This window comes from Fictibacillus sp. BK138, assembly GCF_004216955.1.
GTDB lineage: Bacteria > Bacillota > Bacilli > Bacillales > Fictibacillaceae > Fictibacillus.
In genome coordinates this window covers 1684773-1699055 of sequence record NZ_SGXL01000001.1, presented here as the reverse complement: position 1 = coordinate 1699055, position 14283 = coordinate 1684773, and the positions used below count along the sequence as shown (strand labels likewise).

10 protein-coding genes and 1 other RNA gene are annotated in these 14283 nt (G+C 40.2%); all 11 read right to left on the bottom strand.

From position 1 onward, the window contains the following. Positions 1-12 precede the first annotated feature (12 nt). The 11 genes from parC to EV282_RS08400 all read right to left on the bottom strand — a co-directional run bounded on the left by parC (position 13) and on the right by EV282_RS08400 (position 14121). Positions 13-2457, bottom strand: coding sequence for a DNA topoisomerase IV subunit A (parC, locus tag EV282_RS08450; protein WP_130295362.1), 2445 nt, complete (start codon positions 2455-2457; stop codon positions 13-15). 13 nt (positions 2458-2470) lie between these two features. Continuing rightward, positions 2471-4429 (bottom strand): DNA topoisomerase IV subunit B, encoded by a 1959-nt coding sequence (gene parE, locus EV282_RS08445; RefSeq protein WP_130295360.1) that lies wholly within the window; start codon positions 4427-4429, stop codon positions 2471-2473. A gap of 204 nt (positions 4430-4633) precedes the next feature. Beyond that, complete coding sequence (locus EV282_RS08440; RefSeq protein WP_130295358.1) at positions 4634-5041, bottom strand: CoA-binding protein; 408 nt, start codon at positions 5039-5041, stop codon at positions 4634-4636. Between the two features lie 164 nt (positions 5042-5205). Beyond that, entirely contained in the window at positions 5206-6726 is a 1521-nt protein-coding gene (locus EV282_RS08435; protein WP_130295356.1) for a carboxypeptidase M32, read from the bottom strand. 95 nt (positions 6727-6821) lie between these two features. Next, on the bottom strand, positions 6822-7001 hold the full coding sequence (locus tag EV282_RS08430) for a hypothetical protein (RefSeq protein ID WP_130295354.1): 180 nt from the start codon (positions 6999-7001) through the stop codon (positions 6822-6824). Between the two features lie 469 nt (positions 7002-7470). After that, positions 7471-8616 carry a THUMP domain-containing class I SAM-dependent RNA methyltransferase gene (locus tag EV282_RS08425; RefSeq protein ID WP_130295352.1) on the bottom strand — a complete coding sequence of 382 codons (1146 nt, stop codon included), beginning with the start codon at positions 8614-8616 and terminating at the stop codon, positions 7471-7473. A 125-nt stretch (positions 8617-8741) separates the two neighbouring features. Then, positions 8742-9148: RNase P RNA component class B (rnpB, locus tag EV282_RS08420), an RNA gene on the bottom strand. Between the two features lie 76 nt (positions 9149-9224). Continuing rightward, positions 9225-9536: a cell division regulator GpsB gene (gene gpsB, locus EV282_RS08415; RefSeq protein ID WP_130295350.1), complete on the bottom strand. Its 312-nt coding sequence runs from the start codon at positions 9534-9536 to the stop codon at positions 9225-9227. Positions 9537-9616: 80 nt separating this feature from the next. Then, positions 9617-10177, bottom strand: a complete 561-nt coding sequence (locus EV282_RS08410; protein WP_130295348.1) for a DUF1273 domain-containing protein — start codon at positions 10175-10177, stop codon at positions 9617-9619. Positions 10178-10586: 409 nt separating this feature from the next. Beyond that, a complete protein-coding gene (locus tag EV282_RS08405) occupies positions 10587-11855 on the bottom strand; it encodes a ribonuclease H-like domain-containing protein (protein ID WP_130295346.1) in 1269 nt (422 codons plus the stop codon). Next, positions 11839-14121 (bottom strand): DEAD/DEAH box helicase, encoded by a 2283-nt coding sequence (locus EV282_RS08400; RefSeq protein ID WP_130295344.1) that lies wholly within the window; start codon positions 14119-14121, stop codon positions 11839-11841. The genes EV282_RS08405 and EV282_RS08400 overlap by 17 nt, the downstream gene beginning before the upstream one ends. Positions 14122-14283 lie beyond the last annotated feature (162 nt).

The following is a 14283-nucleotide window of genomic DNA, read 5'->3' as shown; positions in this document are numbered from 1 at the left end:
GCAGCAGGAATGCTACTCTTTTGAACTATCTGTTGAAATCAATGACTTTAGTCTTGTTATTTCACCTGTTTCACCTGTATCTACTACAAAGGAGCCGTTATTATATCTGTCGGCAGATTTAAAGTTTTCAGATGATACTGTTTCTTGCTTGCCGCTCGCTGTAACAAGAACAAATTGTTTCTCTTCATCTGTAACAAGTTTCATTCCTACAATGCGGTGCGGATTTGATTTTAATTCTCTGACCATCACAAGACCTCGTTTTGCTCGTGACGTTTTATCAAACTCTGTGATCTTCATTTTTTTCATTGCTCCGCGCTGAGTTGCAACGAGAACCTGAGCGGTTTCTGGATTTTCTGGTAGTGCGAACCCGCTTACCAAGTGGTCTCCAGCTTTTAGATTAATACCTTTAACACCTGCAGCACGCTGGCCTACAAGACTGATTTCTTCTTCATGGAACCATAACCCGTATCCGAAATGTGTTGTGATAAACACATCTTGATTTCCGTTAGTTAAGGATACATCAACAACTTCATCGTCGCCTTTTAGTTTAACGGCCATCAATGTACGATTATATCGTGTTGCTTTATACTGGCTGAGCTCTGTTTTCTTTGCCATCCCCTGTTTTGTAAAAAAGATGAGGAATTGATCTTCCTTAAATTCTTTTACAGGGAATGCTTTAATCAGTTTCTCATCCTTATCTAAACCAACGATACTCGCAAGATGCTGCCCCATGTCTTTCCAGCGGATCTCTGGCATCTCATAGACTGGAAGGTAAATATAGTTACCTTTATTCGTAAACATTAGCATCGTATCTGTCGTGTTCAGCTGAGAGACAAGCAAGAGTGAATCCGTATCCTTCATTCCTGGAGGTTCACCGTTAGAAGCACTATAGGAACGAACGCTTGAACGTTTGATATAGCCGTCTTCCGTTACCATTACCATTACGTCTTCCGAAGGGATCATTACTTCCATATCGATCTTGATTTCCTGAATCTCCGCTTCGATCTGTGTACGGCGAGGATCAGCGTATTTCTTCTTCACATCGGAAAGTTCTTTCTTGATAACACTGTATAACTTCTTGTCGCTATCTAAAATTGAACGAAGATACGCAATCTTTTTTTCGAGTTCTTCGGCTTCATTCTGAAGTGTTGTAATATCTGTATTCGTTAAACGGTATAACTGCAACGTAACGATGGCTTCAGCTTGTGCTTCTGTAAACTGAAACTTCTCGATGATGTTGTCTTTTGCATTCCGCTTATCTTTTGATGCACGGATGGTTTCGATAACTTCATCTAAAATCGAAATTGCTTTAATTAAACCTTCCACGATATGTGAACGTTCTTCAGCTTTTCGAAGATCATATTTCGTAAGTCGAGTAACCACTTCGATCTGATGCCGAATGTATGCGTTCAATATTGCTTTAAGGCCCATTAATTTTGGCGTCTTGTTATGAATCGCTACCATGTTGTAGTTATACGAAACTTGAAGATCAGTATTTTTAAAGAAGTAATTTAAAACCCCTTCTGCATTTCCATCTTTTCGAAGTTCGATAACAATTCGTAAACCCGTACGGTCCGTCTCATCACGGATTTCGGCAATACCGTCGACCTTTTTATCTAACCGGAGTTCGTCCATACGCTTTACGAGGTTCGCTTTGTTCACTTCAAAAGGAACTTCAGTAATGACAATCTGCTGACGTCCGCCCTTTAAGCTCTCAATCTCAGTTTTGGCACGAATAACGAAGCGTCCCTTTCCTGTTTCAAAAGCTTTCTTGATGCCATCTACACCTTGAACAATTCCGCCCGTCGGGAAATCAGGTCCTTTCATAACGGTCATAAGTTCATCGAGTGAAACATCGGGTTTATCGATCTGCATTGTAACTGCGTCTATAACTTCGCCAAGGTGGTGCGGCGGGATTTCAGTCGCATAACCTGCTGATATCCCTGTTGAGCCGTTTACTAGTAGATTTGGATACATAGAAGGCAGTACGATCGGTTCTTCAGTCGTATCATCAAAGTTAGGTGCGAATTCAACGGTCTCTTTATCAATATCTCTTAATAGTTCAGATGCGATCGCAGAAAGTCTTGCTTCTGTGTAACGCATTGCAGCTGCCGGATCACCATCGATACTACCGTTGTTTCCGTGCATCTGAATCAGAACGTTTCTCACTTTCCAGTCCTGACTCATACGCACCATCGCTTCATAAACGGAAGAATCACCATGCGGGTGATAGTTACCGATTACGTTACCGACAGTCTTAGCCGATTTTCTGTATGGTTTTTCGTTTGTGTTCCCTTCCGCGTACATCGCGTATAAAATCCGGCGCTGTACGGGCTTTAATCCATCTCTTGCATCAGGTAATGCACGCTCCTGAATAATGTATTTACTATACCTTCCGAAGCGGTCGCCGATTACGTCTTCTAACGGCAGCTCTCTAAATTTCTCAAGCAGTGACAATCTTTAAACCTCCTCAGAATGCAGACAAGTTCTCGTTATCTAGTATGTTCGTTTCTTCATTTAAGCCAAACGCCACATGTTCTTCAATCCATTTGCGACGGGGTTCAACTTTGTCTCCCATAAGGACGGAGACACGTTTTTCGGCTCTTGCTGCGTCATCAATACGGACTCGGATCAGCGTACGTGTATCAGGATCCATCGTTGTTTCCCATAGCTGATCAGCATTCATCTCTCCAAGACCTTTATAACGCTGGATGATGTAGCCTTTACCGATTTTTTTCTGTGCTTCTTTTAGTTCATCTTCATCCCATGCATATTCAATGACTTCTTTTTTACCCGTACCTTTACTCACTTTATAAAGAGGAGGCAATGCAATGAATACTTTTCCTTCTTCGATAAGCGGCTTCATGTAACGGTAGAAAAACGTCAGAAGAAGCACTTGAATATGTGCACCATCTGTATCGGCATCGGTCATGATAATGATTTTGTCGTAGTTAACATCTTTTAACGTGAAATCAGAACCGACCCCAGCACCGATCGCATGGATGATCGTATTGATTTCTTCGTTTTTAAATATATCTGCAAGCTTTGCTTTTTCCGTGTTGATTACTTTACCACGAAGCGGCAAAATGGCTTGGAATTTTCGGTCTCGTCCTTGTTTTGCAGAACCGCCCGCAGAATCACCCTCTACCAGGTACAGTTCGTTACGCTCAGGATTTTTAGAAGTAGCTGGAGTTAGCTTCCCGCTCAAGATAGAATCTTTGCGTTTGTTCTTTTTCCCGTTACGAGCATCCTCACGTGCTTTTCGTGCTGCTTCACGAGCTTGTGCCGCCTTAATACTTTTACGGATGAGCATTTCACTAATTGCAGGATTTTCCTCGAGGAAATAAGCGAGCTTTCCGGCAACTACAGCATCTACGGAAGACCGTGCTTCACTCGTACCTAATTTGCTCTTTGTTTGGCCTTCGAACTGAAGAAATTCTTCTGGTATTCGAACAGAGACAACTGCTGTTAACCCTTCTCGGATATCAGAGCCGTCTAAGTTCTTGTCTTTTTCTTTTAACAGATTCGTTTTACGTGCGTACTCGTTGATGCTTCGAGTAATTGCCGTCTTGGCGCCTGACTCATGTGTTCCGCCGTCTTTTGTACGAACGTTGTTAACGAATGACAGAACGTTTTCTGCATAACCGTCATTGTATTGAAATGCAAAATCTACTTCGATCTCATTTTGCGTTCCTTCAAAGCTAACGACATTATGAAGTGTATCTTTATCTTCGTTTAAATATTGCACGAATGCTTCTAAGCCTGTTTCGAACTGGAATTCTTCTTTTTCGCCATTTCGAGCATCTTCAAGAACGATTTTAATTCCTTTCAAAAGAAAAGCCGCTTCTCTAAGGCGTTCGCTTAGTGTTTCGTAATTATAGTTGATCGTCGAAAACATCGTGCGGTCTGGTTTGAAATGAACGGTCGTTCCTGTTTTGCGGGTGTTACCGACTACTTCAAGTGTGGTAACAGGCTTTCCGCCTTCTTCAAAACGCTGTCGATATGTCTTTCCGTCACGGTAGATCGTTACTTCAAGCCATTCTGAAAGTGCGTTAACGACAGAAGCACCCACACCATGAAGTCCTCCAGATGTTTTATATCCGCCTTGTCCAAACTTACCCCCGGCATGCAAAACAGTAAAGATGATCTCAGGAGTCGGTTTTCCGAGTTTATGCATTCCTGTAGGCATTCCACGGCCATCATCTGACACAGAAATGCTGTTATCTTTATGAATCTTCACATGTATGTAATCACCGAACCCGCCTAATGCTTCGTCCACGGCGTTATCTACAATTTCATATACGAGGTGATGCAAACCTCTGGCATCTGTGCTGCCGATATACATACCAGGGCGCTTACGAACGGCCTCTAACCCTTCAAGTACCTGTATGGCATCATCGTTGTAGTCAAATAATGATTTACTTGCCAAAATGTGTTGCTCCTTTCACGAACTGCAGTACTTCTATCATAGCAGAACGTTTGTTTCTATACTACCTCTGTCCTTATATTCTCCTCTTATTTCTCGGTTAAAGAACAAAAACCTTTAGTTCAAAAGAGTTTCTTTTTTAGTCCTTTGATATCTAGGATAAAGACAGCATGGGAAAACCACCCGTATTTGGCGGGTGGTTCAATACTACCGTATCATAGCATGTTCCACTTTAATGCACTTATCCATAATATAAGGAATCGTCGCACTTTGCAAAATCTCTTCTGCTTCGGCACTGTATAAACCGAGCTGCGCCCAAAAGAAACCAGCTTTAATATTTGCTGCCGAACGAGCAACTTCAGGCAGATATTCACTTCTTCTAAACACATTGACGATATCTACATGCCCTTCGATATCTTCAAGCTTTGCATAAGCTTTTTGTCCCAATACTTCTGTGACATTAGGATTTACGGGAATAATCTCATATCCTGCGTTTTGCATATATTCCGAGACCATATAAGATGTACGAAACGGCTGATCGGACAATCCAACTACCGCAATACGTTTTCTCAATTTTAGAAGGTTCTTAATATCCTCTTTCGTTGCAGCTCCCATTTTTCTTCCTCCCAATATCATTTTATATAGATTTTAGACAAAATCAGTAAAAATGAAACATTTCTAAAGAAAACTCAGTTGACACAGAACGTTCCGTCCGCTCTAGTCGGGCAACAAAAAGCCGGCATTCTCGGATTATTCACGAGAGCCGGCTCCCCAAGTCTTTATCCGTTTAAACGGTAGATTTCACTGTACTTCTTCTCAAAGTATGCGATGAGATGATCTGGATTCAAGCCTTCACCTGTAACATCTTTTAGGATTTCGATAGGCTTTTTCATCTTACCGAATTGATGCACATTTTTTGTCAGCCATTCTTTGATTGGAAGAAGATCTCCTGATTCAACAAGAGAATCAAAGTTTGGAATATCTTTCACCATTGCATCTTTAAGCTGTGCTGCATAAATGTATCCTAATGCATAAGAAGGGAAGTATCCGAAGCTTCCGCCTGACCAGTGAACGTCTTGAAGTACACCTTCAGCATCATTTTTCGGTGTTACTCCGATATATTCCTGCATCTTCTCGTTCCAGATACGAGGAAGGTCTTTTACTTCAATCTCGTCGTTAAATAATCCTTTTTCAATCTCATAACGAACGATAACATGAAGTGGATATGTCATTTCATCAGCTTCAATACGAATCAGTGAAGGTTCAACAACGTTGATCGAACGATAGAAGTCTTCAAGCTCAACACCATTGAACTGAGAACCCGAAACACTCTTTAGTGTAGAATAATGGTTTTTCCAGAAGCCAAAGTGACGTCCGACAAAGTTCTCCCAGAACAATGATTGCGATTCATGGATACCCATGGAAGTACCTGAACATAAAGGTGTTCCTACTAGCTCTTCAGAAATATTTTGTTCATAGAGAGCATGTCCACCTTCATGGATCGTACCGAAAACTGCTGTACGGAAATCATTCTCCATGTACTTCGTCGTTACACGAACGTCCCCAGGATTTAGACCGATTGCAAACGGATGAACCGTTTCATCTAAGCGGCCAGAATCAAAATCATAACCCATGTCTTTTAATACGTGAAGACTGAATTCTTTTTGCTTATCTTTCGGGAAGTGGTCGAACAAGAATTTTGTTTCTGGCTGACCCGCTTCCGTTACTTTTTGAAGAAGAGGCACGATATGGTCACGGAGCTTAGAGAAAGTCTCGTCCAAAATTTCAACTGTTACCCCTGGCTCATACATATCTAAAAGTGTGTTGTATTTATTTCCTTCATAACCCCAGTATTCAATAAACTTCTTATTGAACTCTACAAGTTTTTCTAAGTAAGGCTGGAATAATGAGAAATCAGAGTTGTTTTTCGCTTCCTCCCACACGTTCTCTGCTTTTGATTGCAAAATAACATACTCTTTGAATTCAGCTGGAGGAATCTTAGCGTTGCGCTCAAAATCCTTCTTCACTTCTTCAAGTGTTTTTTTCGTTACATCTGATAGCGTGTCTTGAACGTCAGGCTTAGAAAGTTCTTCGATGAAATTTTTCATTTCATCTGAAGTAGACATTGCAAATACATCAGAAGATAATGTTCCGATTACTTCAGAGCGTTGTTCTACTCCTTTTTTTGGTGCTCCTGTACGCAGGTCCCAATACATAAGACCAATCGCTTCATTCACATGCACCATTTTTTTCACATACTCCAGAAACTCTTTTTCAATATTTACTTTCGTTTGCGTCATTATAAAATCCATCCCTTCACATGTTTATAAAAAACATACCGCTATAGGAATTCGTGACGCAATAAAAAAGTCCTGCTGGTCAGTTTTATTTTTTATTAAAAATCTTCTTTAAACATTTCTGCATATGGAGCAAAAGCAGGATCAATATTATTCACGTGGCCGATCGATTGATGAAGCAGCTGGTGGATCTCTTCTTTATGATTATTACCTAGATGGGGATATAGGTTTTGATAAGCCTTCTTGATACTTGATAAATGGCTGAATTGATCGTACATACTTAAAACCTGCCTTAATTGTATTTTAAGCATAGTATGTACAGAGGCGAAATGAATTTAAACCACTTATATAGCATTTATGTTTAAATTGTGAGAGTACATCTCGTAAAGAAATCAGCATATTCGATTATCATTTATGAAAACCACCCATTAGAATCTCACATCGACCGAAAAATGCATAGTAAGATGTGATTTTTTGTGTAATTCAATAAAAAATTTAAAAAACATGTACGGTACGTGAAATTATATTCAATCATATTAAGAAACTCCTTAGTATCCAAAAAAAAGGCTAGCTTATGCTAAGCTAGCCTTACGTGATTAATCTTTTTACAAAGGAATCGAAAAGTTTGCAGGATGAATCCAAAAATTTCAGGCTTCAATCCACGAGTTTTGATCCTTAATCCACGAATTATAGTCGATTATCCACGAGATTTCATTTCCCGACAGGATTCGACTCCACCACACCGTATTAAGATGGCTGTCTCGGCGGTCTTTTCCCGAAGAACTGATAATAATCCGTCTTCAGATCGCCGTTATATAGTTTACGTTTCTTAGTCGCACTTCTGCCGTAATACTCTTCAAACTTTTCATTAGAAGTGATAACATACACACTCCACGTATCGTAAGGTCTCATAGCACACCCTAGATCCCGGTACATCTGTGCCACTTCTTCTCTCTCACCTAAACGTTCACCGTACGGAGGGTTGGTAACGAGACAACCGTAATCTTTTCTTGTCGTAAAGTCGCGTACCTGCATCTGCTTAAACGTGATAAACCCTTCAAACCCAGCCTCATTCGCATTGTTCTTCGACAGTTCAATCATCTTATGATCAATGTCTGAGCCTTGGATATCGAGCGGCAGATCATACTTTGCTACATCCTGAGCTTCTCCGACTGCTTCGTACCATACTTTTTTATCGATCCAATCCCATTTTTCAGAAGCAAATTCACGATTCAGGCCAGGAGCAATATTTTGTCCGATCATAGCTGCTTCAATTGGTAGCGTACCTGAACCACAGAACGGATCTGCAAATGGTTTATCAGGTGTCCAGTTTGTTAGCATGATAAGAGCAGCGGCCATAGTTTCTTTAATCGGAGCACCTGAGTGCAATTCGCGATAGCCGCGCTTATGAAGACCTGTTCCGCTCGTATCAATCGTCAGTGTTGCAATATCTTTATGAATGGCTACCTCGATACGATACAAAGCTCCGTCTTCGGGGAACCACGTTTTACGGTTGTATTCCGTTTTCAAATTATCAACTACTGCTTTTTTCACAATGGCCTGGCAGTCAGAAACTGAAAAGAGCTTTGATTTTACCGATCGGCCGATAACAGGAAATTCTCCATCTTCCGGAATATAATCCGACCATGGAAGAGCTTTTGTTTTTTCAAATAGTTCATCAAACGTTTCTGCTTTGAATTCTCCAACCACTAGCTTTACGCGGTCAGCCGTTCTTAACCATAGATTAGCTTTTACAAGTGCTTTTTCGTCGCCATCAAAATAGACTTTTCCGTTTTCTACTTGTACATTTTCAAAACCTAGTGCCCGTACTTCATTCGCTACGAGGGCTTCAAGTCCCATTGCAGCCGTTGCAATCAGTCTTAATCTAGTCATATTTGTAACTCCCTTATCCTTGCGTTTAATTGTCTATTATAAGTATACCCTGTTCTTTTTTATGTAAATAGAAAAAGCCCCGTAAGCGGGGCCCTCATTCAGCTTTAATTTAGGTACCAATAACGTTCTGTAAGCCATGTTCTGTTCCTTAGTACTGCAAGCGGCTATTCGCCTCGTACACCGGTGGTAATCATCTATCTACAAAAAGCCTTAGCTTCTTGTTCTCCCATTCGTTCAATTCCGAAATGGGAAACTCCCCTACCATAATTTGGGTTTCTCGCTCGTGGGGTTTACCGCGTTCCACTCCCGCAGTTTCCATTGGGACTACGTCACTGTGGCACTTTCAAGGTATTAACACCATATCCAAAGGACTTAGGTGCGTTCCCTGCCGTTAACCCAGTATGCTCATAGAGCAAACCAAGCTACCCTGGCTTATTTTTTGGCCAGGCACGATCATTACGGTCATCTCAGATCCGTGCGAGCATGGACTTTCCTCTAAACCAGAAATCTGGTCCAGCGATTACCCGAACGTTATTGATTTAGTTTTTTAAAAGCAAGATTCATTATAGCATGCTGAATTGATAAAAACAAATGGATAAAAACTGGAATCAATCGTATAATTTGCTGCCAAAAACATGTTTTTCCAAGTTAGACAAACGCTGAAGAATATCTGAGTTTGTTGTACTTGAAGATACTGCAGGCATTCTGCGAGTCGGCTGATCAGAAGAATTTTGAGCTTCGCGACGCAATCGGTTGTTTTCTTGAACGACTGCATCGTACTCTTTTTGAAAGTTCTCGTAGTCTTTAATGATTAGATCTAAGAACTTATCCACTTCATCCTGATCGTAGCCACGAAAGCCTTGTTTAAAGTCTTTTTCTAATATTTCTTTTGCTGTTAAATGAAAACGCTGTTCACTCATGTGAATCACCTCACACAAAGATTCTAAAATTATTTTTTCACTACATGACGTAAATGTCAATTTCTTTCTCTTTTAACTCTTTACTCGTTACGATTCCATTGTTCTTCCTGGACAAGCACATCCAAATCATAAGGTGTAATATAAAATATTTCGTATGAATTGTCCATTTCCTGCTTTTGCTTGGCGGCATCCAAATAATACTTCGGTGAGCCATCCTTTTCTTCGTCGTAAAGAAGTAAAATTGCATCGCTTTTTTGGACGAGAAACTGATTTTTCACCCTCAATTGTTGCGGACTCTCATAAGGTTTACGACTGACAGAATCCACAAAATCTGCATTCAATAAAATTTCTTGATATTTTTCTTGCACATTTTCTTTCCAGCGAGTCTCCTGTTCTAAAAAAGGAGTAAGGACTGCTAATTTTAGATCAGGGTATTCCAGCTGCAGATCAAAAACAACTTCGGCGGCCCACATCTCTACACCAGGCTGACCGCTGATTATTACCCATTCCAGCCCCTCATCGATTAAGGATGTCATTCTTTGCTGCAGTGCTTTCTTTATGTAGTATACCCCTTCGTGATTGTCACTAAAAATTCCAAGCTCATGGGCTTTATAACCACTGACCAGCAGCGTTTGAAGCATCTGAAAACCCCCTGTAATGAAAACACCCGGCTGTTTCTATAGCCGGGCTTTCCCATTAAAAGTTTTGTGTAGTGTGACTGATTTGATTGCCAATCATGACTGTTAACCCGACGATTACAAAAAATAGAACAACAATCCACTGCTTCACGTACCATCTCTCCATGCCTAAAATATATCATTTCCCTCTTCTATTTCCGGTTATTTTGCGAAAACAATCGAAACGTACAGATTATTGACGAAAAACATGATGAAATTTCAGGTATTGTGGCGTTTTTTGCGCTTACCCGGGGAATAAAAAAGAGGGGAAATTTATTTTTCCAAAAACATTTTCATGTCCTCTCTTATTCTACAAAAAACATACGGAGTTGAGAAGAGATATTTTGAATAAATTCATAAATTTGACGAATTTTTACGAATATTGGTTGATACGTTGCTCTAATCGTTCGATTCTTTTTGCAAACGCCAGTCTTTCCTGTTCTTCTTTTCTTTTAACAAGCCTTTTTTTACCCTTCCAGATCGTAAAACCCTGAACAGCAAAATCTAATGCTTTTTCATAATCTTTTTGTGCATGTTCATAATACTTAGAAAGTTCAATAGCGGGTTCTTCATCAAGATGATTTTCTTGTATCAATTCCTGCCAATACCGAACAGAAACATCTATTTTATTTTGTTTTTTATATAAAGAAGCAAGTGATTTCTTTGATTGGTGTTGAAGTGATGTGCCAGTAGCCAGCACTTCATTATAAAAAGCAATCGCTCGATCATGCTCGTTCAAAGCCTCGAACCACCTTGCAGCTTCGAATGTTTCTCTTTCCGTTGCAATTCCCTTTCCTTGAACGAGGGTGGACATATGAGTATAAAGCGTGATTAAAGATAGAACATCCCACTCATTATGCTGAAAGACTCCTTCCAGCAAAGATGGATCTCCCTCATTGCAATATTGAAAATATAGCATAGGAGCCAAGTATCCTGGGGTATCATGAATTCTGTTGACACCAAGGATTTCTTTTTCCACAACAGATAACTTCACAGCAGGCAATGATTCTTTCCATAGTCTTCTTGCTCCGTGCAAAAGATCAAAATGGCCAAACTCCGGTAAAGAAGGAACATAATCACGAATTAATGTATGCCTCGTTTTCACTTGTGGCCAATCAAACGATTTTCCGTTATATGTCACTAAGTTACGAAGCTCTTTAACATGATTTAAAAAGTAATGATAAAGTGCCACTTCAGAACCTGGACCAGGGAGAAAAAATTGATTGACAAGCACATGATCCTCTTTTATCTGACTCATGCCGAGCATAAAGATTGTATTACCTGCTCCACCGCTCAAGCCCGTAGTTTCCGTATCAAAGAAAAGAAGCTGAGATGCATCCAAGTCTTTAGCGTTCAGCGGATGAGCGGCCATGGTATCCTGCCACCTTCTCACAGCTTCCTTTACATCAGAGAAACGGTATCTTCTTCCCCACATATGATCAAGTGGGTATTCTACTTTTCGTATGATGCAATAATCATCCTCAAAAAAGTATGGCGTTGCACCAAACTTATCCCAATATTCAGAATGATCAATTATTTTGTCGTTTCCCTTTTCAATTGCAGACTGATGAGAAAGGACCTCTGTCGAAACAGGACCAGCCATATGCTTTTTTAGCCGCTTCAATTTATTTTGAATCGACATGATGAGGCACTCCTTTGATTTGAGCGATTAATTTTACAGCTAACGCTTTACTGTTACTGCCTTCTTCCAGTGTTCCAGTACATGATGGACATCCCTTTTCACACGGACATTTTTCAATCATAGACAGAGCTTGATCTAAAACGTTATCCCAAGATCCATACACTTTTTCACTTAAACCAATCCCGCCCGGATAACGATCATAAATAAAAATAGTGGGCTGCTGGTTATGGACGGCTTTAACCTGAGGAACAACATGCAAGTCATTTGCATCACACATAACGAAAAGAGGTGCAACGTGACGCAGCACATGTGCGATACCCAAAAGACCGGCTTCTAATTTTTCCTCAGAAAGATTTTCATTATGAAAAGTAAGCCATGTTGCTGATGTATGAAGTTCTTCTTCAGGCAGATGAATCGGACCTGAACCGATGTTATCGTGTGTTTCAAATTTGATTTTTTTGAAAATCGTCGCTTTTGCAACAACCATGACATCTCCGTACGCTTTTGCGTTTTGCTCATTTTTTGTTTCTTTATCGACCTCTAAAACATTCAGCGTAACAGCCAGGTTTGCATCAGTAAAATAATCGACATCAACCTCGCGAACATAAGCTTTCTTTTCTTCATAATCGAGCTTTTCAACTTGATATTGAGTACCTTGATGAAGATAAATGGCTTCTTCATGTAAAAGTGTCATAGAACTAAAACGGTCCATCTCACCAATTACTTTTACATCAGCCACATTTGATTGATCAATAATAATAACGTTTTCTTGTGATGCTGAACGCAAGCTGATGTTGTGTGCGGGAAATGAATCGTTCATCCAGTAAAAATGCTTTCCTCTTTTATGAAGCACTTGCTCATCAACCAAAAACTCAAGTACATCTTCTATCTCTTGATCACCGAACTTTTCGTTTTCTTGAAAAGGCAGTTCATATGCTGCGCATTTCAAGTGATCCACCAAAATGATTAAATTATCTGGATTCATACGTGCAGATTCAGGTGAACGCTCGAAAAAATAATCAGGATTCTGTATGACATATTGATCAAGCGGCGAGGAAGATGCAACCAGGATGACAACACTTTCATCCTGCCTTCTGCCAGCTCGTCCCGCCTGCTGCCAAGCGCTTGCGATAGAGCCTGGATAGCCTGTTAGAATACAGGCATGAAGCTGTCCGATATCTACACCAAGTTCAAGAGCATTTGTTGAAACAACTCCCATTACATCTCCGTTTCGAAGACCTTTTTCAATAGCACGTCGCTGTTTAGGGAGATAGCCACCACGATACCCTTGAATGGATTTAGTTCCAAATTCTTTTTTTACCAATTCCTGCAGATAAGTAAGCAATATTTCAACTCTTACCCGGCTTCTCGCAAATACGATTGTCTGAATGTGATTCTCTAAAAAGAGCTTTGCCAGATTACGGGCTTCAAGTGTAGCACTTCTCCTCACATTAAGCGGTTTGTTAACAACTGGCGGATTGTAGAATAAAAAATGTTTTCTCCCTGCTGGCGCACCATTATTGTTAATTAAGGTCATAGGATTTCCGGTAAGCTGTTCAGCCAGCTCTTTTGGATTAGCGATTGTCGCTGACGTACAAATAAAAATAGGGTCACTTCCGTAAAAATTACAGATCCGTTTTAAACGTCGGATAACATTCGCTACATGACTTCCAAAAACGCCACGGTATGTATGAAGTTCATCAATTACCACATACTTTAAGTTCTCAAATAAGGCTACCCATTTTGTATGATGAGGCAGAACAGCAGCATGAAGCATATCTGGATTCGTCATAACAATGTTCCCTGCTTTCCTTACGACCTGACGGATATTAGCAGGAGTATCTCCGTCATAAGTATAGCTTTTAATTTCTAATCCCATCTCATCAATCAGTTCATTGATCTCTGACTTCTGATCTTGAGCAAGTGCTTTTGTCGGAAAAAGATATAAGGCTCTTGCTTCTGGATTGTTTGCGACCTCTTGTAAGACAGGAAGGTTATAGCAAAGCGTTTTACCAGAAGCTGTCGGAGTAACTGCAACAAAGCTTTCTTGACGGAGCGCTATCTCATATGCTGACAGCTGGTGTATATACAATGAAGAAATCCCTCTTTTTTTAAGAGCTGATTGAATATTTGAATGCAAACTTTCCGGAATAGGAACAGATACCGCTTCACGTGGTTCTATCGTCTTCCAATGCACGATTTGTTTCGACATGTCAGGTTCACGCAAAACATCCATAACTTGTTGAATGGATTTTTTTTGAAACATGGCTCTCACCTCACTACCTATTTTAACGAATATTTGTTCGTAATGAAACAGAGACTTACTATGGAATGTTCATTTCCTGCCATGGACTTCCCTTTGTATAATTGCATTACAATCGACTTATAGAAATTTGGTTCTTTTCAATGATAAAATATAATGGATCAA